Below are 23,361 nucleotides of genomic sequence, written 5' to 3'. Positions count from 1 at the left end.
AAATAAGAGAATCTTAAGCAGTGAGTTCAATTATTAACTAATAACTACTGCAAATAGAAGGATTTCAATAGCTTTTTTAAACATTCTACTTTGCATATTGACCTAGTTTGAGTATAGTTTTAGCTAAATATCATGTATTATCTCGTGGAAACAACAGGTATTACTGACAGCTTTTTTTAAAGCATAGTAAAGTTCATATGGACAATAAACTTAACATAACTCCCCTTGGCGATATTATTTGGTCAAGCGGCTCATTTATAATGGAGAAAAAGTGAGATACTGTAAGCTTACAATTGCTTTGATGTTGTCATTTGCAACTAACCTATCTGCTTTAGAACTGATCACAGCATCTGAAGATTCCGCTATTGAAAATATAAATCAACAATACGATATTAATAGTCTTTTAATATCCTCTAATAATAAACTTGGCCGCTATAACAAAAATGAATTTGAATATAGAGCCTTAAGTTTAGAGATCGAAAACAACAAAAACATCTACCAGAACAATATTAATGCGTTAGCTGATAAAGTTGTGGCGAAGGATAATGTTGCTCAGTACTTTAAAGATCTAGAAGCATTGGTTTTAAAAATTGATGCATTAGAGAAAGAGTACGAAGAAAAAGGCCGAGCTTTAAAAGAAGAGCATCAATCCATCATTGAAGATGGTAAAAAATTAAAAGATGCACGCATTAAAAGAAACAGTGAATTAGCATCATTAAAACAGAGAGTAGTAGCTCGTTTAACAGAAGAGTTAGCAAACCCTAAAAGTGTGAAAGATGTTTCTTTGAGTGGCACATTAAGTTGTACGACTTACCAATCTATCAATCAATGTTTAAGTGAAAATGAAAACTTCATTGTTAAAGATGCAAAGAAATCTGACAACTTCTTAAATGAGCGTAGTGTATTACTCTCTTACAAAATTGTAGATGCAAGCATGAATTTAGATGGTGAGTTAGCTTACCGTGCTGCCATGACATTTAAACCTGCTTACAACAATAAAATCGAATCTATCTTAAATGAAAAATTTGGTCTTAAATCAGCAGTATTAACGTTAAAAAGTAACGTAGATGTAGATTGGTATATTGATGGTAATAAAGTCGGTAGTGGTAAAGAGATTACCCAGGAAGTGGCGTTAGGTCGCCATGGTATTTTAGCTTCGTATAATTCTGTAGGTCAGTCTAGTGTCGAAGTTGTCGAAGGTAATGGCGAGTTCTTTTATACTTTTGCCAATACAGATAAAAAAAATAAAGCCAAAAAATCAGCGGCAGCAAAAAAACAAACAGTAAAAACAGATTATCCTAATGTGTCTACTACACCGCCTAATAAAGACTTACATAAACCAGTGATAAAGTTAAAGCCTAAAAGTTCGCTGAATGAAAAAGTAGACAAAGGTTATTTATACTTTATGGGACTAGAACCAGAAGCTGAAACACAAGAAACATTTTTGTAAAAGTTAAGAAGTATTTAAAGTGAGATACCCTAAAAAGTAACGACGGTTTCGTCGTTACTTTTTTTATATCCATAGCATTATAAACCGCTTCTTGCATAAGTTGTTTTATTGAACTGTGATTGAAATAAATCTAGGTCATATCGATTAACTCGGTAAGGTAGTGCTGTTCAGTATACTCCCATTTGGTGTGTCTATATGGATACCCGTTAGTCAAATAGTTTTTATTTCAAGCTCGCACGCTAGTTTAATATCCTTTTCATCAGTATCGCTGACCATTGTGATGATGGGGGCGGAAACTTTAAGTTTTTAATAATCGCTTTAAAAAAATCAAGTGAGCTTTTTCCTACCACCAAGCTTTGTTGGTAAAAGTAGCCACTGATGTAGCCGTTTAATCCAGGCCGTTGAAATGCATCAATTGACAGTGTAAAAGTTTCCGCTTATTGCTGACCATTAAAGTTAGTGAATAATAGGTAAGAAAAGATGTAATGTGTTGTAAAAAACGTCTGAAACGACGGCTTTATATTGACTGTTTACCCGGTTACACGCTATTGTTCAGCCTCCTTAGGATATAGTCTTAAAGCTATGCATCTCATCTTAGAATGAACTAGGAATGATGTGTTTGGGAACTTGGTCAAATACCAAGGCTGCCCCCGCAACGGTAGAGCAAATTACGTTTGTTAAGCCCGGATACCAAACCTTTGGATGATACTTGCATGAGGCAAGTACCGTGGTGTTGCGGAGGGCTTCACCGGCTGGTTTATCTTATCTAAAGTTATTTTTAGGGATTAAGAATGCCATCTCCTCCACAACTTCGCCTGTTATTAACTCAGACGGAGATTTTCCTTTGCTAAACTTTACACAGCTTAAAAAGCTAACACAAACCATTAATTTACAGCGTTTTCTTGCCCCTGCAATTGTAGCTATAGGTTGTATATTACCAACTTATGCCAGTGCACACTTTCAAATGATCTATACCCCAGAATTACTCCGTGCCAAGGGTGGAAATATCAGCCTTAAAATGCCTTTTACGCATCCTGCGGCAAGTGGTCATGTGATGAAGGTTGATCATCCTCAAGCTTTTTACATGATTAAAAAAGGCAAAAAAACTAACCTGATAGACAGCCTCTCTGAAATTGAGTGGGAAAGTGCTGTTGATAAAGGGCATGCTTATCAAGCTGATGTGAAGTTACGTGGATTAGGTGATTATGTATTCATTTCTAAGCCATCGCCATATTTTGAAGCTGAAGAAGGCTTTTATATTCAGCAAATCACTAAAACCATTGTCAACGTAGGCGGCCTGCCAACGGATTGGAATAAGGACTTTGGGTTAGCTGCAGAAATTGTTCCATTAACCAAACCTTATGCAATTTACGAAGGTGGCATTTTTACTGGTGTGGTTAAATCTCGTGGGCAAGCAGTCCCTTTTGCAGAAATTGAAGTGGAGTTTGTTAATTATGTTCCTGAAATGGAAAATAATCGTTTTGCTAAAACACCATTGATGATACCTGCGGCAGATGTATTTATTACACAAACCATTTATGCTGATGCCAACGGCACTTTTAACTATGCATTACCTAAGGCTGGGCAATGGGGATTTGCTGCATTAGACGTAGGTGAGCAGAAAGTCTATAAAGATAAAGCGCTATCACAAGATGCGGTTATCTGGGTTGAAGCGACTAAATTACCCTAGCTAAATTAATACTCATTGAAGATCAGTGAGTATTTTTCCTATTAAAATATAAAAAGGTAAATTATGCATATAGTTGATGGCGCCTTATCTTCACCAGTATTAATAAGTGGAGCTGTATTGAGCGCAATAGGCGTCTTTATTGGCCTTAAAAAAATGGATTATGATCATTTACCTTTGGTTGGGGTACTCGCCTCTGTTTTCTTTATTGCATCTTATATTCATCTACCATTAGGCTTTTCTAGTGTGCATTTAATTATGAATGGTTTATTAGGTATTATTTTAGGCTGGGTAGCCTTTCCTGCTTTATTAGTTGCGCTATTGTTACAGGTGATTTTCTTCGGTTTTGGCGGGCTATTAGTGTTAGGTGTTAACACGCTTAATATCGCTCTTCCTGCAGTGCTTATCTATTACATTTGCTATAAAGGCGTACGTCATGAGAGCCCTAAAGTCGCGGCAACATGGGGAGCTGTTGGTGGTGCTGGCGCGATATTTATTACCGCGTTGATGGTGGCATTTTCATTAGCATTATCTGGTGAGTCTTTTGTTTTAGCGGCAAAAGCCGTGGTACCTGCACATATTCCAATTATGGTGATTGAAGGGTTTGTTTCTTATGCTGCTGTCTATCTCATCCATACCGTTAAACCAGAGTTTATAAGTAAAGGTTCAAATTAATGAAATGGTTAATCTCTTTTCTTACTGTTTTAAGCTTATCTATCTCCTGTCATGCAGTTGCTCATAATGTCATGGGCGGCGTCTACGCAGAAGGGTTTGAAATCGAAGGCGAAGCAGGCTTTTCTAATGGTGCTATGGCAAATCCGGGCACAGTGGTGAAAGTCACTGACGATCAAGGGCATGCTTTAGGCGAAGTCTTAATAGATGAAGAAGGCGCTTTTGTGTTTACTGCTAAACAGCATATTACTCATCATTTTGAAGTTAATATGGGAGCTGGGCATATATTGAAAATGCAGTTACCCGCTGAAGAATTACCTGACAGCCCAAATGATGATTTAACGAGTGATAGCTTTGAGAGGGTAGATGCACATTCTTCTATTAATTCTCCTGATCAGCAAGCATCAAACAATGCACAACAAGTGACTAATTTGATGCTAGAAAAAGCTATTGCTAAACAGCTCAAGCCCTTAAGACGTGAAATACAAGAGTTAAAAGAGAAGTCAGGGTTGCGTGATATTCTTGGTGGCATTGGCTATATTTTTGGACTGCTCGGGTTAGTTGCTTTTTTACGTGAGCGTAAGCAAAAGGTTAAATCTTAATGTCACAAAGCTTAGAGCACAGCTTAACATCTTGGTCAGGACAAGCCCTTAAACATCAAGCCTCTTGGATTGATGATATTGATGCACGTGTGCGTGTAGTTTGCTCTGCTTTATTTGCATTAGTGGTGGTATCGAGTCACTCTTTTGCCCCTACTTTGTTAGGGTTGTTCTGTGCTTTTCTGTTGGTGAAAGCCAGCAAGCTGAACATTAAACGAACCCTACGTCGAGTGGTAGCGATGGATTTATTTATGTTGACATTAATTTGTATCTTACCGTTTACCACACCAGGCGATGCAATGTTTACAGTGTTTGGTTTAACCGCAAGTTGGCAGGGTTTGCTTCATGCTTTACTGATCACGGTGAAAGCAAATGCGGTATTATTAGTGTTATTTTCTTTGGTCGCTACCATGAGTGCATCAACCTTAGGGCATGCACTTGCACACCTTAAGGTACCCGATAAATTGGTACATTTAATGTTATTCATGGTGCGTTATTTGGATGTGATCAGCCAAGAATATAAAAAAATGCGAAGAGCTATGCAGGCTCGCGCTTTTGTATTACGCACTAATTTACATACTTGGAAGAGTATTGGTTATCTTTTTGGTATGCTATTAATTCGTTCAGTTGAACGTGCAGAACGTATCTCAGATGCCATGAAATGCCGTGGTTTTTGCGGGCGTTATTATCTTAACGACGAAATGAAAATCCGTTCAATTGATTGGATTTTTAGTATCGTGTTTATCTCTTTTTTAATACTGCTAATAGGGCTTAATATTGATGGCTTATTCAAATAACCCCCTGATTAAGATAGAAGGTCTTAACTATGCTTACCCAAGGCGTGGCAGTGTGTTAAACGCAGTTAATTTTTCGTTATATGAAGGTGAAAGAGTAGTAATTAATGGTGATAATGGGGCTGGAAAAACCACCTTATTACATCTTATCGTTGGTTTAAAAAAAGCGAAAAAAGGCCAAGTATCAGGATTTGGTCAAGTTTGTAAAACTGAAAAAGAATTTAATCAATTACGTGCTAAAGCGGGTTTATTATTTCAAGATCCCGATGATCAGTTATTTTGTCCTACCGTATTAGAAGATGTGATGTTTGGGCCATTAAACTTAGGGTTTACTAAACAACAAGCCGTTGAGAAATCGATGCAAACATTAGCAAGTCTTGGAATGCAAGGTTTTGAATCACGGATCACTCATCAGCTATCAGGTGGTGAAAAACGCATGATAACCTTAGCCAGTGTGTTGGTAATGGAACCGAAAGTATTGATTTTAGATGAGCCAACTAACGCACTCGATGAAAAAGCCAAAGCACGCTTGTTATCTGTATTAAAGGCATTACCCCAGGCAATGATTATTATCTCTCATGACAAATTATTTTCTGAGCAATTAGCAACGCGACAATTAACCTTAAAAGAAGGTTCACTAATCGATAGTGAAGCAACAAAACAAACAATAGCAGTGGCCTAGGGGAGCAATATGAATAATAACATTGAAGATATCACTTTTCCTTTTAGCGCTGTGCAGGGACAAAAGCAATTTAAACTAGCCTTGTTATTAGCAACCGTGAACCCATTAATTGGCGGTGTATTAATCTCTGGCCCAAGAGGCTGCGCAAAATCGACCTTAGCGCGCGCGGTGGCAGATCTTTTACCTGTGACTGAACACACTGTTTCACAATTTGTTACCTTGCCTCTAGGTGCTAGTGAAGAGATGTTAATTGGTACCCTGGACTTAGACCATGTATTAAAAGGTAAACAAGTTAAGTTCTCACCTGGTTTATTACAAAAAGCGCATACTGGTGTGCTTTATGTTGATGAGGTTAACTTATTGCCTGATCACCTTGTTGATCAAATCCTAGATGTGGCAAGCAGTGGGGTTAACATTGTCGAGAGAGATGGTGTGAGCCATCGTCATGATGCTCGCTTTACACTGATAGGCACAATGAATCCTGACGAAGGTGAGTTACGCCCACAACTAAAAGATCGTTTTGGCTTAATGGTTGAGTTAGATAATCAATACAGTATCGAAGAGCGTATTAACATTATTAAAACACGCCAAGCATTCGAGCTCGATAAAGTGGCTTTTTGTGATGAATACCAGGCACCACAAATTTCATTGCAACAACAAATAAGTGACGCGCAGGAATTACTGCCTAAAGTAACCTGTGATGATGCTTGTTTAATTGAAATCGCCACACGCTGTCAGCAAGCTAATGTGGATGGTTTACGCGCAGATATTATGATGCATCGTGCGAGTTTAACCCATGCTGCTTGGTGCGGTAGATCGGCTGTCTCGTTACAGGATATAGAGGAAGTTGCGCCATTAGTACTATTACATCGTTCGCAACCATCTGGGACACCACCGAGTTCGCCGCAATCGCCCGATGATGCTGCTAAAGATAAACCCCAAAACGGTGGTTTTTCTCGTCCAACACCTCCTCAGTCAAATGATCCTAAATCGCAAATATCTGAGCACAAATCAGAGCAGGAAAGTCAATCGAGTAACGATCAAGATGACACTTCTGAACCTTCTGGTGAATGGGGAGCAATGCCACCACAATCAGGTGAAAAACAAAAAACGGTAATGCAAGCCATTGAATTACCAGAATTACATTATAAGTCATTAACTCAAGTATTGAATAACAGCGTACTGCAAGGCGAGTTACAACAAAATGCACAAGGTAAAACAGCAAAAGGGTTAAGAAAATCAACTTTAGATAGCCACAAACCAGATTGGTTTAATACCCTGTCTAAAAATTTAGGGCAGTGGCCGCCTACACAGTTTAGTTTTAAAAAAGCTAAAACAGGGCAAGCTAAACATCACCTCATTTTATTGGATACGTCGGCTTCCACACTAGGACAAAGTTTATCGTCATTAGCCAAGTCAGTAGTAATGAATATCGCAGATAGTGCTTACCTTCAACGCGAAAAAATGAGTCTATTAGGGTTTGGTAATAATCAAGTTGAAACCTTGATTAAAGCGGGTAAAGCGCCTAAAAAAGTACAAAATTTATTGGATGATATTAGTGCAGTAGGTGGTACGCCTTTACGTCAAGTATTAGAAAAGGCGTTACAGAGTATTAAACAGTTAACAATACAAACGCCTGACCTTGCATTGTTTTGTTACTTGATCACCGATGGTCGTAGCAGTGTAGATATTGATGATTTGAAATTAAAGGTACCTACGTTATTGGTGGATATCGAAAAATCTACCATAAAACGTGGTCGAGGTAAGCTCCTAGCAGCACAATTAGATGCGCAATATTTTGCACTTTCATCTTAAAACAGAGCAACATAAAGGAATCAAATGACCAACAAAGCAAGTTGTCCTGCACTATTTTTAGCGGCACCCGCATCGGGACAAGGTAAAACGACCATAACATCAGCGATTGCACGTTACTTTACTGAGCAAGGTAAAGTGGTACGCGTGTTTAAAACAGGCCCTGATTACCTTGATCCGCAAATTTTAGCGCAAGCATCACAAGCCCATGTTGAACAGTTGGATATGTGGATGGCAGGTGAAGCTTACTGTCAGCAAAAGTTATTTGAAGCAGCACAACAAGCGGATCTAATTTTGGTTGAAGGAGCAATGGGGGTATTTGATGGCGAACCTTCAAGCGCAGATTTAGCGGCACGTTTTCATATTCCCGTAGCAATTGTGATGGATGTAAAAGGCATGGCGCAAACTGCGGCTGCTGTGGCAATTGGCTTAGCTAATTTCCGTGATGATTATACTTGCCATGGTTTGATCGCAAATAACTGTAGCAGTGAACGTCATGCGCAATTAATTCGAGATGCCTTAGGTGAACAGCTGCCTTTATTAGCTTGCTTGAAAAAAGATCCTGAAGTGGCATTACCTGAACGTCATTTAGGTTTAGTACAAGCCAGTGAAGTCTTTGATGAATTAGAGGCTAAATTTACGCTTGGCTGCGAATGGTTAGTTGATGGCGTAAATCGTGCGGATGCTAATAGCCCGTTATTAAATTTACCTGCGCCTGTTGATTTTTACTCCGCTGAACAATCTCCAGTTCCACCATTATTAGTGGGTAAAAAGATCGCAATAGCCCAGGATCTAGCTTTTAGTTTTATCTACCAAGCCAATACCCGTTTATTAGAAGAGATGGGGGCAAAGCTACAGTATTTCTCCCCATTACAAGGTGAGCAATTACCTGAAGCGGACGCATTATGGTTGCCCGGTGGTTATCCTGAGTTATATGCTGAAAATCTAGCAGCGAACGCTGCCTTACAATCGCAAATTATCGCGTTTAATAAAGCAGGAAAACCTATCCTAGCGGAATGTGGTGGCTTTTTATATTGCCTCAATGAGCTGGTAGATTTGGATGAAAAACACCATAAAATGCTTGGCTTATTAGATGGCTATGGAAGCATGTCAGGTAAACGTGGTTGTCAGGGAATGCAAAAAGCCATCTTACCCGAAGGTGAGATTCATGGGCATGCACACCATAGATCCCGTGCCATTATGAACATGCAGCCTATTGGTTACGGACAACGCCAACGTCATCCTGCACCGGGTGAAGCCATTTATCGTACGGGAAACTTAACCGCGAGTTATTTACACCTGTTTTTCCCATCTAATCCAGGGTTAATTGCTGATATTTTTACCGGGAAATTACAAGCGGTTGACCAGAAAAAGTTAGTGGAGTGGGAAAACTACAATCATCAATCTGTGGCGAGCCCAGTTAGCAAAGAGACTCAGCAGCAAGCAGCAATGCAAGCGCAGCAATAGGAACAATAAAGTTATGTGGCCGGAAACTAGCGAAACAGAGCAACCATTACGTAATGGTTTAACCACGGGAAGTTGTGCAACAGCTTGCTGTGTTGCTGCTGTGCGTGCGTTATTAGCCAACAAACAACCAGCCAGTGTTGAGATTACTTTGCCGCGTGGTGAAGTCGTTAACCTCGATATAATCGACTATCAATCCCTTGAAAAGGGCATGCGTACCAGCACCATTAAAGATGCCGGAGATGACCCTGATGCAACACATGGCGCAACCTTATTTGTCGAATTACGTTTACTACCAACGCCGGGCATTATATTTAAAGCGGCTGAAGGAGTAGGCACGGTAACACGTGATGGATTAGTACTGGCGATTGGCGAGCCAGCGATTAATCCTGTGCCACGTAAAATGATGACAGGGCATCTTGAACATTATGCGCAAGCATACCAGTATCAGGGCGGCTTTGAAGTGTCAGTAGGTATTGTTAACGGTGAGCAAATCGCAACTAATACCATGAATAGTCGATTAGGTATCATTGGCGGCCTCTCTATTTTAGGCACCACAGGTATTGTACGCCCTTATTCTTGCGCTGCTTATATCGCATCTATTCATCAAGGTATTGATGTGGCCAGAGTCAATGGTTTTACCCATTTAGCGGCTTCAACGGGTATTGCCAGTGAACATGCCATTAAAGAGTTTTATCAAATGGATGAGGTAAGCCTGATTGAAATGGGCGACTTTGTTGGGGCTATGCTGAAATATTTGCGCCGTGAAAAGATCGATCCTAAATCAGGGAACCGTATTAAAAAGCTCAGCATTAGTGCTGGTTTTGGCAAGTTAACTAAGTTAGCCAACGGGCATTTAGATTTAAATAGTCGCCAGTCTAGTATCGATTTTGAGCAGTTAGCCACTATCGCAAAAGATTTGGGAGCTAGTGCTGAGCTACAACAACAAATTGTAACCGCAAACACCACCATTCAAGTACTTAATATGACTAAACAAGCGGGCTTAGATATCGCCACTGTGGTATGTGTTGAAGCGTTAAAATTTGCTAAAACCATTGTCCATGAATCCATTGAGGTGGAAGTCTGGGCTGTAAATAGAAAAGGTTTGTTTGTGGCAAATAGTCATCAAGATAAATTCGATGTTCATGGCAACATAATCAATCAAGCAAAGGCTAACTAATGAGAGTTTTAGTCGTTGGCGGCACTGCAGATGGGCGTAAATTAGCAACTCAATTACATGAATTAGGGGTTGATGTTATCTACAGCATTGCTGGAATCGTGCGCAAAGCGACGGTACCTTGCCTGTCTATTAGTGGCGGTTTTACTCAGTTTGGTGGTTTGGCGCAATATCTAACGGATAATCACATTACGCATGTTATTGATGCCACACACCCTTTTGCTCAAACTATGAGTAATACCATTGCCAAAGTGACTAAGGACTTGTCTATTACTGCCATTCGTTTTCACCGTAAAGCTTGGCAGAAAACAACACGGGATAATTGGGTAGAAGTAGATGATTGGCCATGTTTGATTGAAAAAGTAGCTAAACATAACTCATTATTCATCACCGCAGGACAAGTATCACAATCAGTGATTGATGCTTTATCTGCGCAGTCGAGTCAGGTGTTATTGCGCACTGCGATGCCCGCTAAAATTACTTTGCCAGCTAATGTCACCTGGTTAAAAGCAATTGGTCCATTTCATCTCGAAGATGAAAAACAGTTGTTAGCAACTTACCATATTGATGCGGTGATCAGCAAAAACAGTGGTGGAGATGCCACTTATGCCAAGATTGAAGCTGCTGCGTTAGCGAATATTCCCGTTTATCAATTTAAGCGTCCCGTGCTACAAGCATTAACTTATCAGTTTGATGATGCACTAAGTTGTATTGCATTATTGCAATCATCATCGACTTTAGCTGAATCTGAAGCCACACCTAATACCAGAGTAATTGAGCCAAATAATGAAATTTGATTATATCCACGATCCGAGTTTGATCGAAAATGAAAGCTTTCGTCAAATCAGAACTTTAACTGATTTAGAACATTTATCTATTGAAGCCCAACAAGTAGTGATGCGCGTGGTGCATAGCGTTGGTATTCCTGCTGTCGCAACACAAGTTAAATTCAGTGCGAATGCTTGCCAGTCTGGTATTGCAGCCTTAAGAAAAGGCGCGCCAATTCTATGTGATGTAGAGATGGTAAAGCAGGGCATTACCAAACGAATGATTAATACCGATCCTTATTGTTTTTTGAATGCACCTGGTGTGCCTGAGCGAGCGAAGGAAACCGGTGAAACCCGTACCATGGCAGCATTAACTGCATGGTTACCCTATTTAGAAGGCAGTGTAGTAGTTATTGGAAATGCACCAACTGCACTGTTTCGTTTATTAGAGATGATCGACCAAGGATCGCCTAAACCCGCTTTGATTATCGGTATGCCTGTGGGGTTTGTTGGCGCCGCGGAATCAAAACAAGCTTTGTGGGATCTACACCAAACTTTAGGTATTGAATGCATCACACTGTTAGGCCGCGAAGGTGGCAGTGCAGTATCAAGTGCAAGTTGTAATGCCTTATTACGTTGTATTAAAGGGGAATTATATTAATGATCAATTTTTTCAGTAAATTAGTTAATAAATTAGGGTTAGCTTCCAGTACAAGTAACCAGATTAGATCGCATGCAACTGGCGTACGAGAGATCTCGGTGATTGGCTTAGGGGTTGCGGAGAATGCCACGTTAAGTGAGCAAGCATTATTAGCGTTACAGTCGGCTGATTTAGTGATTGGCTCTGAGCGCCAACTATTAACCTTAGAGAAATATTTAGCAGTACCGCCGGCTATCGACTCACTAGAAGAGGGGGAGCAACAAGCTGTTGAACCTAAGGGGGATCATCTTCCGCCAAGAACCGAAATACTGCCTAAATTAAAAGACTTAAAAGCGTTAATAGAAACAGAACAAAATGTAGTGGTGTTAGGGTCTGGTGATCCACTTTATTATGGTATTGGTACTTGGATTAGCAAAAACTTTAAAGACGCATCCGTCCGCTTCTTTCCTGCTGTATCAAGCATTACACAAGCTTGTCATAGTTTATCGATAGCGCAACAAGATGTGAATGTAGTGAGTTTACATGGACGACCTTTAGAAAGGTTAAAAGTGGCTTTAAAAGCGCAGCAAACCTTGTTGCTATTAACCGATCAAGATAGCTTACCTCAACATGTGGCTAGCGTTTGTTTAGAAAGTGGCTTTTTTGATGCGGAAATTATGGTGTGTGAGCGCTTAGGTTACAAAGAGCAAAAAATATCACGATTCACTGCTGCTGAATTATGTGAAGCTGAAACGAATGGGCAACGACCAGCATTTGATACTCTACATGTCACCTTCGTCATTTGTGGGGAAAATAGAGGCTTCTTACCTGAGTTTCCAGGGATTAAAGATGCCGATTTTGAAACCGGAGAATTAGGTAGTAAAGGGATGATCAGCAAACGTGAAGTGCGTTTGGCTATTTTATCATTATTGCAACCAAGCAAAGGTGATTTAATTTGGGACATTGGTGCAGGTTGTGGTGGCGTTTCTATTGAATTGGCTTATTGGCAATCAAAAGCCACTGTCTATGCTATTGAGCATAACCAAGAAAGGTTTAATTGCTTGATGAAAAATCAGATAAAATTTGGTGTTGTCAAAAATCTTAAACCGCAATTTTCGCGTGCACCAGAAGGATTAGCAACGCTACCTGCAGCAAATAAAATCTTCATTGGTGGAAGTGATGGTGAACTACCTACTTTATTAACGCAGTTATGGGCTAAATTACCTGAACATGGCCAAATCGTTGTTTCTGCTGTAATGGAAAAAACCAAAGCTCAGTTGTTAGACTTTTACTCTCAACGTGAAGACTTAAAAGATGCTGAATTAGAAACATTACAGATTGCTGTCAATAAAAGTAGAACCCTAGGAGGGCAACTAGCTTACCGTCCTGCGCTAGCAGTTAGTTTATTTAGTTTCACTAAAAAGGCAGTGTCATGAGCGAATTAACCTCAACACCAAACACGGCATTATTCATCGGTGTGGGTGTGGGACCTGGTGATCCTGAGTTATTAACGTTAAAAGCGTTCCGAGCGATTCAAGCTGCCGATGTGATCTGCTATTTAGAGAATGAAGCAGGGCAATCACAAGCATTAGAAATTGCTAGCGAAGCATTAAAAGAGCCGGTTAAAGTACAGCAACACTTAGGTGTGCGTTTTGCTATGTCTCGTGAGCGTATTGCTGCTAATGCCGCTTACGATAAAGCGATTATGCAGATACAAGCAGAACTTAAACAAGGTAAAACCGTGGTGTTTTTATGTGAAGGTGACCCGCTATTTTTTGGATCTTTCACTTATCTACTAGAACGCTTGGAAAGTCAGTATCAGTCACAAGTAATTCCTGGGGTGCCTGCTTTTGTTGCTGCCACAGCGCAATTACAATTACCGTTAACCGTATTAAAACAGTCTTTTGCGGTGATCACAGGACGCCATAGTGATGCCAAAATTAAAGCCGCATTATTAGAGCATGATGCCGTGGTTATCATGAAAGCGGGTATTGAACGTCCGCGTTTAATCGCATTATTAAAAGAGACTCAACGATTTGATGATGCCAATTATTTGGAATATGTCAGCCGAGACCAACAGAAAATAATACGAGACTTAAATCAATTAGACAATGTTGCAGGGCCTTATTTCTCACTCTTTGTTATTACCAGAGAGGAGCTTACCGCGTGATTCGCATTATCTGTTTAACTGATGTCGGGCTGCAATTGGCGAGGCGTTTACAACACCTTTTAAATAATGCTTCGACAGCAGTAAACAGTGAGGTTTGCTTTAAGCCAACACCTTTTAAAAAGGGGGTGCAAGGCTACTTTACACAAGGTGATACGCTTATTTTTATCTGTGCCACTGGCATTGTTATGCGAACTTTAGCGCCAGTAATAAATGATAAATATAGTGATCCCGCTGTTTTAGTCTTGGATGAGCAAGGACAGTTTGTGATCCCGTTATTATCAGGTCATGAAGGTGGTGCTAACGAGTTCGCGAGGCAAGTTACAGAGTTACTGCAAAATCAATTAGTGTTAACTACAGCTAATAGCTACTTAAAACCTCAATATGTTGTAGGTATGGGCTGCGAGCGCCATTGCCCTGAACAGGTTTTACAAGGTTTATTAGACCAGTGTTTAATCAAAGCTGGACTTACTATTGATGATATTAGCGCGATTACTAGCATCGATATTAAAAGTGATGAAGTGGGATTAATTGCCTTAGCTGACACCTTACAAAAACCTTATCTAACTTTTTCTGCTCAGACGCTAAGTTTAATGGAAGATCGCCTTTCCACTAAGTCTGATTATATTTTTAAAACTGTTGGTGTGTATGGCGTGGCAGAATCTGCGGCACTGTATCAAGCGCAGCAGCTGACTAATAACGGTAGTGAATTGCTACTTAATAAACATAAAAACAAACAAGCTACCTGTGCGATTGCCAGAAGTTATAGCCTGTAAATTATTAAAAACTAGGAAATAAAATGAGTTTAAAAAAACAACTTTTTGTTGTCGGTATGGGACCGGGAAATGCAGATTTAGTAGCACCAAAAGCATTAAAAGCGGTTGAGCAAAGTACTGATTTAGTCGCATATGGACTGTATTTAGACTTGTTAGGTGAGCCTTGTAATAACAAGGTTCATCATGATTTACCGTTAGGGGAAGAGATTGGTCGTGCTCGTTTAGCATTAGATCTCGCGGCAAGCGGCAAAACCACGTCACTTATTTCAAGTGGTGATATTGGTATTTATGCGATGGCCACCTTGGTGTTTGAATTGTTAGATAGACAACTTCAAGGGCTTGAAGATCATCCTGAATGGCTAGACGTAGAAATTGACGTAGTACCAGGGATATCTGCTATGCAAGCTGGCGCAAGCCGAATTGGTGCTATGTTAGGCCATGACTTCTGTACGGTAAGTTTGTCAGATCTATTAACGCCTTGGGAAACTATTGATAAGCGTATTCATAGTGCTGGTGAAGGAGATTTTGTTATCTCTTTCTATAACCCTGTGTCGAAAAAGCGTGATTGGCAGCTTAACCATGCACGTGACGTATTATTAAAATATCGTCCAGCTTCAACACCTGTTTTATTAGGCCGTCAATTAACCCGTGAAGATGAAACCATTCGTATTATTCGTTTAGATGAATTAGATGCTAAAGACGTTGATATGTTTACTCTAGTCAGTGTGGGTAATAGTGAGTCAAAGCATATTGTTAATGGAAGCCAACACTGGGTTTATACACCGCGTGGTTATAAAAAGAAATTATAACGTCGTACGTTAATTTATCTGTGAAAGCACTTACTTGGTAAACCAACCTTTGTGCTTTTACCTTGAGCTAATAGGAATTGCTTAGCTATAAATCACTTTTCCTATTTGGATTAAAGTAAAAGATTAATAACTAATTATTAAAAAATGGAATAACTATGAAAGTTTACTTTATTGGAGCAGGGCCGGGTGATCCTGAGTTGATGACCATCAAAGGGGCACGCTTATTAAAGCAGTGTCCTGTTGTCTTGTATGCTGGATCGTTAATTCCACGTCAAACATTACAAGATGTTGAAGACAGTGCGGAATTAATTGTTGATACCGCAAAGATCAATTTGGATGAGATGGAAGCCTACTTTGTTGAAGCAGCAAAAGCAGGCAAAGATGTGGCACGTCTACAATGTGGTGATCCTGCATTATATGGCGCTATCGCAGAGCAAATTCGTCGTTTAGAAAAACACGGTATTGACTATGAAGTGATTCCAGGTGTCAGTGCGACAGCAGCCTCAGCGGCTTATTTAGGTAAAGAGTTAACCCTGTCTGGTGTATCACAAACAGTCATAATGACTCGTTACGAAGGGAAAACGCCTTTTCCAGAGCGCGAGCGTTTACCGCAACTGGCACAAAGCGGTGCAACTCTAGCGATCCATTTAGGCATCACTAAAATTCGCAAAATAGTGGCGGAGCTGATCCCACATTACGGTGAAGACTGTCCTGTTGCAGTGTGTTATCGCAGCTCATGGCCAGATCAAGACAAAGTGACCGGGACCTTAGCGGATATTGCTGAAAAAGTTGAAGCTAAAGGCTTCAAATTAACCGCGCTTATTTTAGTTGGCCATGTACTGGATACCACCAACTTTGAAGACTCTTATCTTTACCACAAAGATAAGCCGAATATTTTCCGTCGTCGTAAAGGCGAACTATCAATACAAGAACTAGAGGCTCAACATGACAACAAGTAACGTTTCATTAAATAAGATACCAACTACAGTCGTAACTGGCTTCTTAGGCAGTGGTAAAACAACGCTATTAGCTAACTTACTTAAAAAAGCAAAAGGTAAGCGCATTGCCGTGATCATGAATGAATTTGGTGAATTAGATATCGACTCAGAACTGCTTAGAAGCTGCCCATTAGAATGTGAAGATGAAGCGGCTGAATTAGTTGGCGGCGAAGATGGTATTTACGAACTGGCCAATGGTTGTATCTGTTGTACCGTTGAAGAAGAATTTTTACCTGTGATGGAAAAACTGGTTGAACGTCGTGACCAAATCGACCATATCCTGATTGAAACATCGGGTTTAGCCCTACCAAAACCATTAGTACAAGCCTTCAACTGGCCTGGTATTAAAGAGCACTGCACGGTTGATGCCGTTATCACAGTGGTTGATGGTCCTGCGATTGCAGCAGGGCGCTTTGCTGCTGATGAAGATAAAGTATTAAAGCAACGTGCCATGGACGAGAGCCTAGATCACGATCCAAGCTTACAAGAGTTATTAGACGATCAATTGAATTCTGCTGATTTAGTGGTTGTAAGCAAAAGCGATCTATTAAACGAAGCTGATCAGTTGCGTGTTAAAGAGGTCGTGCAAAAACGTTTGCCGAGCTCGGTAAAAACCGCTTACATCAATAACGGTGATGTGCCACTGGAAGTATTAATCGGTATCAATGCAGGCTCTGAGAAAAATATCGATAAAGTACATAACCACCACGACCATCATCATGCTCATGGCGCACACCACGACCACGCACATGACCACTTTGACTCAATGGTGATCAGCTTAGGTACTGTTGATGCTGACAAACTTAAAGCAAACGTTGAAAAACTATTAAACGAGTTTAATTTATTTCGTATCAAAGGTTTTGCAGCCGTTCAAAACAAACCGATGCGCCAAGTATTACAAGCCGTTGGTAAACGTTTAGATGTACATTTTGACCGTTTATGGGAAGCCGTTGAAACGCCAAAGACAGAACTAGTATTAATCGGTAAAGGCTTAGATGAAGCTACCGTGACCGCTATTTTAAAAAGCGCAGAGGTTTAATCGTTAATGCACCTATTAGCAGCACAACCAGGCGGGTTTGTTGAGCAAGAGGGGATTGTGGATTTAGCACAATCCCCTGCACCTTTAGTGGTGTTCAGCGCCGCCGATAGTCAATTAACGGCGCTTTCTGCTGGATATCAAGCAGTGAGTGAAACACACGCTTTAGCAGAAACGCGTTTAGTGAATTGGACTAATTTATTAAAGCCAGCCGCCTTTGATCTTTATGAAGATAAAGTACTAGGGCAAGCGCAGGTGGTGGTGGTGTCGTTATTAGGTGGCAAAGCTTATTGGCAATATGGTGTGGAAGGACTGATTCGTTGGTCGAAAGAAGCACCTAATCGCCATCTTATTTTAGTGCCTGGTGATGATAACATCGATCCCGAGTTGATTGAGTTATCGACTGTGTCTACGCAAGTTCAGCATCAAGTTTGGCGCTATTGCCGAGCTGGTGGCATTGATAATAGTGCACAGTTATTTACCTTTTTAAATAAGCAGTTTTTTGACCTTTCAGTGGATTATACTGAGGCGGAATTTCTACCTGTTGCACAGTTTTATAACCAAGAAAAAATACACTGGCAAGCTGGGCAGCAAGTAGTTGCACTGCTTTTTTATCGTAGTCATTTACAATCAGCTAACTGCCAGATGTTTGATAAGCTTATTGAATTAATGTCAGATAGTGGATTGAATCCATTACCCATAGTGATCAGCTCATTAAAAGATCCGCAGGCAATGCAAGTTGTCAATGCCTTGCTTGTTGAGCATGATTGTCGTTTGATTTTAAACTCTACAGGCTTTGCATCAAACACTGTCAGCACACCGGGGTTAAGTTCTCAGCCAAATAGCTTTACACGCTTGTTTGACGTAGATATTCCTATTTTACAGTTAGTCTTATCGAGTAGTACTTTAGAAGATTGGAACGATTATAAGCAAGGCCTACGTAGTCGTGATATCGCCATGCAAGTGGTGTTACCGGAAATGGATGGCAAGGTATTAACTCGCGCCATTAGCTTCAAAAGTGAAGCCTTTTATGACGAAAAAACACAAATATCACTCGTGCAATATCAATTACACCAAGAGCGTGCGTTGTTTGTGATTGAATTGGCTAAAAAATATATTCAGTTATCTCAAACCGCTAATCAAGATAAACGCATTGCCTTGATCCTAGCAAACTACCCAACAAAAGATGGTCGAATAGGCAATGGTGTAGGGTTAGATACTCCGAACTCGACAGTCAATATATTAACTAAACTAAAAACAGCAGGTTATCCGATTGGTGAGGTTCCAGAAAATGGTAACCAACTGATTGAACAGCTACTACAATCCGTTACCAACAATCCAAATACCTTACATCATTTAGCGTGTTGGCAAAGTCTCTCTCTAACTGAATACAAAAGGTATTTTGCAGCGTTACCGTTAGTCAGTCAGCAAGCGATTACCGATCGCTGGGGGCAACCTGAAGATGACCTTAAATGTCGTGATGGACGTTTGATGATTGCAGGGATCCGATTGGGTGAAACCTTTATTGGTATTCAGCCTGCGCGTGGCTTTAATATCGATTTATTAGCCAATTACCACGATCCTGATTTAGTGCCACCACATAACTACCTAGCCTTCTATTTTTGGTTGCGTTTTACTTATCAAGTGAATGCCGTTATTCACGTAGGTAAACATGGCAACCTTGAGTGGTTACCCGGTAAAGGATTAGCGTTATCTAATGAGTGCTGGCCAGATGCAGTATTAGGCCCAATGCCTCACTTTTATCCGTTTATTGTCAATGATCCCGGTGAAGGGGCACAGGCTAAACGTCGAACACAGGCGGTAATAGTGGATCACCTGATGCCACCGATGGCGCGTGCGGAAACCTATGGTGATATGGCCGAATTAGAAGGGCTGGTGGATGAATACTATCAAGCGCAAGGGTTGGATACACGCCGTGAAGTGTGGTTAAGAGAACAAATTTTAGAAAAAGTACAAAGTACCAACATCTTAGATGAATTAAATGAAGCAGCGCGTGGCGATGAAAACCAAGTTTTAGAAGAGTTAGATACCTATTTATGTGATATCAAAGAAGCGCAAATCCGTCATGGTTTACATATTTTAGGACAATTGCCAGAGCAGCATAAAGTGGCCAATACTTTGGTTGCCTTATTACGTTTGCCACGCGGAGAAGGGCAGATCAACCAAGGTATTTTGCATTGTTTAGTGAAGGACTTTTCTCTACGGATTGATGGCGAGCTATTTGACCCGTTAAGTGCTGGGCGTGAGCCATGGTTAGGCGAACAACCAGCGCTATTAGTCAATATCAGTGAGTCATTATGGCGTAGTACTGCAGACACGCGAGAACGTTTAGAGTTACTGGCTTTACAGTGGGTAGAACACTATTTATTGGCGAATAACGATCTCGCTGAATTGATAGCTTTTCCTGCAAGCCATGCTTTACTGGTTTATGCCCAAAACACTATCCATAGCGCCTTACAACAAAGTGTTGAAAATGAGTTGAGCGCGATCATAGATGGGCTTGATGGTAAGTTTATTGAGGCCGGGCCAAGTGGCGCGCCTACGCGTGGCCGATTAGATACTTTGCCTACCGGGCGTAATTTTTATTCCGTAGATAACCGAGCTATTCCTTCTAAAGCCGCTTGGGTATTAGGCCAGCAATCGGCCCAAGCGTTAATACATCGTCATCTACAAGAGCAAGGGGATTACCCTAAACAACTCGGTTTATCGGTGTGGGGAACGGCGACCATGCGTACCGGTGGTGATGATATTGCACAGGCCTTTGCGTTAATGGGTGTAAAACCCATTTGGGCAGAAGGGAGTCATCGTGTAGTAGATTTTGAAATTATTCCCTTCCAATTACTGAACCGACCGCGTGTTGACGTAACACTACGAGTATCTGGTTTTTTCCGTGATGCCTTTGCAAACGTAATGGCGCTCTTTGATGCCGCCGTAGTGGCCATTAGTAAACTTGATGAGCCAGGTAATGGCAATTTAATTCAGCATAATATACAACAACGCGAAGCAGAGTTAATTGCCTACGGTATGACAATTGACGAAGCAAAACGACAAGCAAGTTATCGTGTATTTGGCTCGAAACCGGGCGCTTACGGTGCAGGTTTACAAGGTTTGATTGATGAGCGCTGTTGGGAAGAAAAAAGCGATTTAGCTGAAGCCTACTTAAACTGGGGCGGTTACGCTTATGGTAACAGCGATAAAGATGGCGTACAGGCAAAAGAGGCCTTTCTAGATAGGCTAAGCAATATCGACGTAGTGGTGCAAAACCAAGATAATCGTGAGCATGATCTGCTGGATTCTGATGATTATTATCAATTCCAAGGTGGCATGAGCAATGCTGCTCAGGTTTACTCTGGGAAAGCGCCGACCATTTATCATAGTGACCATAGCAATCCAAGCAAACCAGTGATCCGTACTTTGAAAGAGGAATTAAACCGAGTACTGCGTTCTCGCGTATTGAATCCGAAATGGATCGAAGCAATGCGAGAACATGGTTACAAAGGTGCTTTCGAGATGGGGGCGACAGTAGATTATTTGTTCGCCTACGATGCGACTACTGATTTGATAGCCGATTATCAATATCAGCAAGTCACCGACACCTTGTTGATGGATCCGACTAACCAACAATTTTTAAAAGACAATAACCCACAGATAATGGAAGAAATGGCTGAACGATTAATGGAAGCTGCACAGCGTGGTTTATGGCAAGCACCTGATGAATATCAAGAAAAGCTACAAGACTTATTGTTACAGTGTGATGAGATGCAAGAGAGTAAGTCATGAAGAGCCAGCACAGTTATCAAGAAAGTGAAAAGCAGGCTATCTATAAAGTGATTAAAGAGCGCCGCGATATGCGTCACTTTAGCCCTAAACCGTTGGAAGAAGGCTTATTGTTGCGTTTATTAACCGTCGCAAATCAAGCGCCAAGTGTAGGTTTAATGCAACCGTGGCGGTTTATACGTGTGACCAGTAAACCGCTACGAAGTGATATTCAACAGCTCGTTGCCGCAGAACGAACTGCAACGGCTAATTTATTAGATGAACGTAAAAGTGAATTCCTAAAGTTAAAAGTAGAGGGAATTGCTGAATGTGCAGAATTGATTGTTGTTGCATTACCCGATGGTCGTGAAAAGCATGTATTTGGCCGTCGGACTATGCCAGATATGGATTTAGCATCAGTATCCTGTGCTATTCAAAATATGTGGTTAGCAGCGCGAGCAGAAGGTATTGGGTTAGGGTGGGTGTCATTGTTTGAACCAGTTCAATTAGCTAACCTATTGAATATGCCAGAAGACAGCCGGCCCATTGCGATTTTATGCATTGGCCATGTTGAAAAGTTTTATGAAAAGCCAATGTTAATCGAGCAAAAGTGGGGAGAGGCCGCTCCCATAGAAACATTTTTGTTTGAGAACCGTTGGCCAGAAAAAGTGTAATTAATGATACGTTAACGTTGCTGTTTTTATGGCTATTGGTACCATGGCAGCCAAATCAGCTCAGCATAAATATAGATAAGAAAAAGAGATTTAAAATGAATGAACAAGTAGTTAAAAAAGGCATTATGGTATGTGGTCACGGTAGTCGTGATAAAGATGCTGAAGTTGAATTTTCATTAGTAGCAGAAGGGTTAAAAAAACGCTTCCCTGATATGCCTATTGAATATGGTTTTTTAGAGTATTCTGCACCTAATATCCATATGGGATTGAATAGCCTAATCGCACAAGGGGTTAACCATATATATGCGGTACCAGGCATGTTATTTGCAGCCACTCATGCGAAAAATGATATTCCATCGGTATTAACTACCTTTGAAGAAAAAAATGCGGGCTTACAAGTGACTTACGGTCAAGAATTAGGTTTACAACAACCTATGATCAACGCCTTTCAAGCACGTATTTATGAATCATTAGGACTGGATGCGGACAATCCCCCTAAAGAACTTTACGATACTATGCTGGTGGTAGTAGGGCGTGGTACTTCAGATACTGAGGCTAATGCAGAAGCTGCTAAACTAACACGTATTGTAAGTGAAAATATGGGCTTTGGTTGGGCTGATACCGTTTACTCTGGTGTGACTTATCCGTCAGTGGGTGTAGGTCTTGAGAAACTATTAAAGCTTGGCTTTAAGCGTATTGTTGTTGCGCCTTACTTCTTGTTCACTGGTCGTTTAATTAAACGTATTTCTGGATATATTGATAAAGTAGCAAAAGAGAACCCAGAAGTTGAATTCATTAACACACCGTACCTACGTGATCACGACAAAGTAATTGATGCCTTTGAAGTACGTGTTCGTAATATTATGGATAACCAACAAGTACAAGGTGAAGATTTAATGGCGACCTTTAAGCGTCGTTTAGCGGCGGGTGAAGTAGACGTTCATCACCACCATGCAGAGTATCAAGATCCTGAAGCGCATAGCCATGATCACGACCACAGTCATTCGCATGACCATAGCCACGACCATTCTCATGATCACAGCCATGCTCACGGTCATTCGCACGATCATAGTCATGCACATAGTCACAGTCATGCAGAACCTCATAGCCATGGCGTCTATAAGCACATTGCACACCCACTAGGACCAAGAACAATGATTGGTGAGGGTATTTGTAACTGCTTTATGAGTCAATTTCCTCAAGAATTATTAGATGAAGAAAAAGAGCGTATCGAGAATGGTGTACAAGGCGAAGCACTAGCACATCGTAAATAGTATTCGCGCACTATTAAATTGGGGGCTTACGTAGAAAGCTTACCAAGAAACAGTTATCAATAATCTTTGATAACTGTTTACTCTCCATTTCGCTCCTTATACTATG

The 23,361-nt window shown here is 40.7% G+C and carries 20 protein-coding genes and 1 riboswitch; all 20 genes read left to right on the top strand.

What is annotated here, in order from left to right; translation table 11 throughout:
- Positions 1 to 271: 271 nt before the first annotated feature.
- Entirely contained in the window at positions 272 to 1,450 is a 1,179-nt protein-coding gene (locus tag OW492_RS12800) for a hypothetical protein (RefSeq protein ID WP_290040492.1), read from the top strand.
- A 580-nt stretch (positions 1,451 to 2,030) separates the two neighbouring features.
- A riboswitch (cobalamin riboswitch) is annotated at positions 2,031 to 2,164 on the top strand.
- Entirely contained in the window at positions 2,160 to 3,140 is a 981-nt protein-coding gene (locus OW492_RS12795) for a DUF4198 domain-containing protein (RefSeq protein ID WP_290040489.1), read from the top strand. (Overlaps the previous riboswitch by 5 nt.)
- 63 nt (positions 3,141 to 3,203) lie before the next feature.
- The gene (cbiM, locus tag OW492_RS12790; protein WP_290040487.1) at positions 3,204 to 3,812 is read left to right on the top strand and encodes a cobalt transporter CbiM; all 609 of its coding nucleotides are present in this window, start codon (positions 3,204 to 3,206) and stop codon (positions 3,810 to 3,812) included.
- Positions 3,812 to 4,411, top strand: coding sequence for a hypothetical protein (locus OW492_RS12785; protein ID WP_290040486.1), 600 nt, complete (start codon positions 3,812 to 3,814; stop codon positions 4,409 to 4,411). Before cbiM ends, OW492_RS12785 begins: the two co-directional genes overlap by 1 nt.
- Positions 4,411 to 5,205 carry a cobalt ECF transporter T component CbiQ gene (cbiQ, locus tag OW492_RS12780; protein ID WP_290040485.1) on the top strand — a complete coding sequence of 265 codons (795 nt, stop codon included), beginning with the start codon at positions 4,411 to 4,413 and terminating at the stop codon, positions 5,203 to 5,205. Before OW492_RS12785 ends, cbiQ begins: the two co-directional genes overlap by 1 nt.
- Positions 5,189 to 5,884: an ABC transporter ATP-binding protein gene (locus tag OW492_RS12775; RefSeq protein WP_290040483.1), complete on the top strand. Its 696-nt coding sequence runs from the start codon at positions 5,189 to 5,191 to the stop codon at positions 5,882 to 5,884. The genes cbiQ and OW492_RS12775 overlap by 17 nt, the downstream gene beginning before the upstream one ends.
- A 9-nt stretch (positions 5,885 to 5,893) precedes the next feature.
- On the top strand, positions 5,894 to 7,699 hold the full coding sequence (locus tag OW492_RS12770) for an ATP-binding protein (RefSeq protein ID WP_290040481.1): 1,806 nt from the start codon (positions 5,894 to 5,896) through the stop codon (positions 7,697 to 7,699).
- A 24-nt stretch (positions 7,700 to 7,723) separates the two neighbouring features.
- Complete coding sequence (locus OW492_RS12765; protein WP_290040479.1) at positions 7,724 to 9,163, top strand: cobyrinate a,c-diamide synthase; 1,440 nt, start codon at positions 7,724 to 7,726, stop codon at positions 9,161 to 9,163.
- A gap of 13 nt (positions 9,164 to 9,176) precedes the next feature.
- Positions 9,177 to 10,340, top strand: a complete 1,164-nt coding sequence (locus tag OW492_RS12760) for a cobalt-precorrin-5B (C(1))-methyltransferase (protein WP_290040477.1) — start codon at positions 9,177 to 9,179, stop codon at positions 10,338 to 10,340.
- Positions 10,340 to 11,134 (top strand): precorrin-6A/cobalt-precorrin-6A reductase, encoded by a 795-nt coding sequence (locus tag OW492_RS12755; protein ID WP_290040475.1) that lies wholly within the window; start codon positions 10,340 to 10,342, stop codon positions 11,132 to 11,134. The genes OW492_RS12760 and OW492_RS12755 overlap by 1 nt, the downstream gene beginning before the upstream one ends.
- A complete protein-coding gene (locus OW492_RS12750; RefSeq protein WP_290040474.1) occupies positions 11,124 to 11,765 on the top strand; it encodes a precorrin-8X methylmutase in 642 nt (213 codons plus the stop codon). Before OW492_RS12755 ends, OW492_RS12750 begins: the two co-directional genes overlap by 11 nt.
- Entirely contained in the window at positions 11,765 to 13,180 is a 1,416-nt protein-coding gene (gene cbiE / locus OW492_RS12745; protein ID WP_290040472.1) for a precorrin-6y C5,15-methyltransferase (decarboxylating) subunit CbiE, read from the top strand. The genes OW492_RS12750 and cbiE overlap by 1 nt, the downstream gene beginning before the upstream one ends.
- Complete coding sequence (gene cobI, locus OW492_RS12740) at positions 13,177 to 13,914, top strand: precorrin-2 C(20)-methyltransferase (protein WP_290040470.1); 738 nt, start codon at positions 13,177 to 13,179, stop codon at positions 13,912 to 13,914. Before cbiE ends, cobI begins: the two co-directional genes overlap by 4 nt.
- Positions 13,911 to 14,687 (top strand): cobalamin biosynthesis protein, encoded by a 777-nt coding sequence (locus tag OW492_RS12735; RefSeq protein ID WP_290040468.1) that lies wholly within the window; start codon positions 13,911 to 13,913, stop codon positions 14,685 to 14,687. The genes cobI and OW492_RS12735 overlap by 4 nt, the downstream gene beginning before the upstream one ends.
- Before the next feature lie 23 nt (positions 14,688 to 14,710).
- Entirely contained in the window at positions 14,711 to 15,496 is a 786-nt protein-coding gene (gene cobJ, locus OW492_RS12730) for a precorrin-3B C(17)-methyltransferase (protein WP_290040466.1), read from the top strand.
- Positions 15,497 to 15,651: 155 nt separating this feature from the next.
- Entirely contained in the window at positions 15,652 to 16,455 is an 804-nt protein-coding gene (gene cobM, locus OW492_RS12725) for a precorrin-4 C(11)-methyltransferase (protein WP_290040464.1), read from the top strand.
- Positions 16,442 to 17,533: a cobalamin biosynthesis protein CobW gene (cobW, locus tag OW492_RS12720; RefSeq protein ID WP_290040463.1), complete on the top strand. Its 1,092-nt coding sequence runs from the start codon at positions 16,442 to 16,444 to the stop codon at positions 17,531 to 17,533. The genes cobM and cobW overlap by 14 nt, the downstream gene beginning before the upstream one ends.
- Positions 17,534 to 17,539: 6 nt before the next feature.
- A complete protein-coding gene (gene cobN, locus OW492_RS12715; RefSeq protein WP_290040462.1) occupies positions 17,540 to 21,331 on the top strand; it encodes a cobaltochelatase subunit CobN in 3,792 nt (1,263 codons plus the stop codon).
- On the top strand, positions 21,328 to 21,981 hold the full coding sequence (gene bluB / locus OW492_RS12710) for a 5,6-dimethylbenzimidazole synthase (protein ID WP_290040460.1): 654 nt from the start codon (positions 21,328 to 21,330) through the stop codon (positions 21,979 to 21,981). Before cobN ends, bluB begins: the two co-directional genes overlap by 4 nt.
- A 95-nt stretch (positions 21,982 to 22,076) precedes the next feature.
- Positions 22,077 to 23,255, top strand: coding sequence for a sirohydrochlorin chelatase (locus tag OW492_RS12705; RefSeq protein ID WP_290040458.1), 1,179 nt, complete (start codon positions 22,077 to 22,079; stop codon positions 23,253 to 23,255).
- Positions 23,256 to 23,361 lie beyond the last annotated feature (106 nt).

Source organism: Psychromonas sp. 14N.309.X.WAT.B.A12 (assembly GCF_030397575.1).
Classification (GTDB): domain Bacteria; phylum Pseudomonadota; class Gammaproteobacteria; order Enterobacterales; family Psychromonadaceae; genus Psychromonas.
Note: the sequence above shows the minus strand (reverse complement) of the source record. Positions and strands in the feature narration are given on the sequence as shown.

Coding starts and splice junctions, on each gene's coding strand:
- bluB (WP_290040460.1), top strand. CDS start 21,328: ATGAAGAGCCAGCACAGTTATCAAGAAAGTGAAAAGCAGGCTATCTAT.
- OW492_RS12750 (WP_290040474.1), top strand. CDS start 11,124: ATGAAATTTGATTATATCCACGATCCGAGTTTGATCGAAAATGAAAGC.
- cobJ (WP_290040466.1), top strand. CDS start 14,711: ATGAGTTTAAAAAAACAACTTTTTGTTGTCGGTATGGGACCGGGAAAT.
- OW492_RS12765 (WP_290040479.1), top strand. CDS start 7,724: ATGACCAACAAAGCAAGTTGTCCTGCACTATTTTTAGCGGCACCCGCA.
- cbiE (WP_290040472.1), top strand. CDS start 11,765: ATGATCAATTTTTTCAGTAAATTAGTTAATAAATTAGGGTTAGCTTCC.
- OW492_RS12705 (WP_290040458.1), top strand. CDS start 22,077: ATGAATGAACAAGTAGTTAAAAAAGGCATTATGGTATGTGGTCACGGT.
- cobW (WP_290040463.1), top strand. CDS start 16,442: ATGACAACAAGTAACGTTTCATTAAATAAGATACCAACTACAGTCGTA.
- OW492_RS12755 (WP_290040475.1), top strand. CDS start 10,340: ATGAGAGTTTTAGTCGTTGGCGGCACTGCAGATGGGCGTAAATTAGCA.
- OW492_RS12775 (WP_290040483.1), top strand. CDS start 5,189: ATGGCTTATTCAAATAACCCCCTGATTAAGATAGAAGGTCTTAACTAT.
- cbiM (WP_290040487.1), top strand. CDS start 3,204: ATGCATATAGTTGATGGCGCCTTATCTTCACCAGTATTAATAAGTGGA.
- cbiQ (WP_290040485.1), top strand. CDS start 4,411: ATGTCACAAAGCTTAGAGCACAGCTTAACATCTTGGTCAGGACAAGCC.
- OW492_RS12770 (WP_290040481.1), top strand. CDS start 5,894: ATGAATAATAACATTGAAGATATCACTTTTCCTTTTAGCGCTGTGCAG.
- cobN (WP_290040462.1), top strand. CDS start 17,540: ATGCACCTATTAGCAGCACAACCAGGCGGGTTTGTTGAGCAAGAGGGG.
- cobI (WP_290040470.1), top strand. CDS start 13,177: ATGAGCGAATTAACCTCAACACCAAACACGGCATTATTCATCGGTGTG.
- OW492_RS12785 (WP_290040486.1), top strand. CDS start 3,812: ATGAAATGGTTAATCTCTTTTCTTACTGTTTTAAGCTTATCTATCTCC.
- cobM (WP_290040464.1), top strand. CDS start 15,652: ATGAAAGTTTACTTTATTGGAGCAGGGCCGGGTGATCCTGAGTTGATG.
- OW492_RS12760 (WP_290040477.1), top strand. CDS start 9,177: ATGTGGCCGGAAACTAGCGAAACAGAGCAACCATTACGTAATGGTTTA.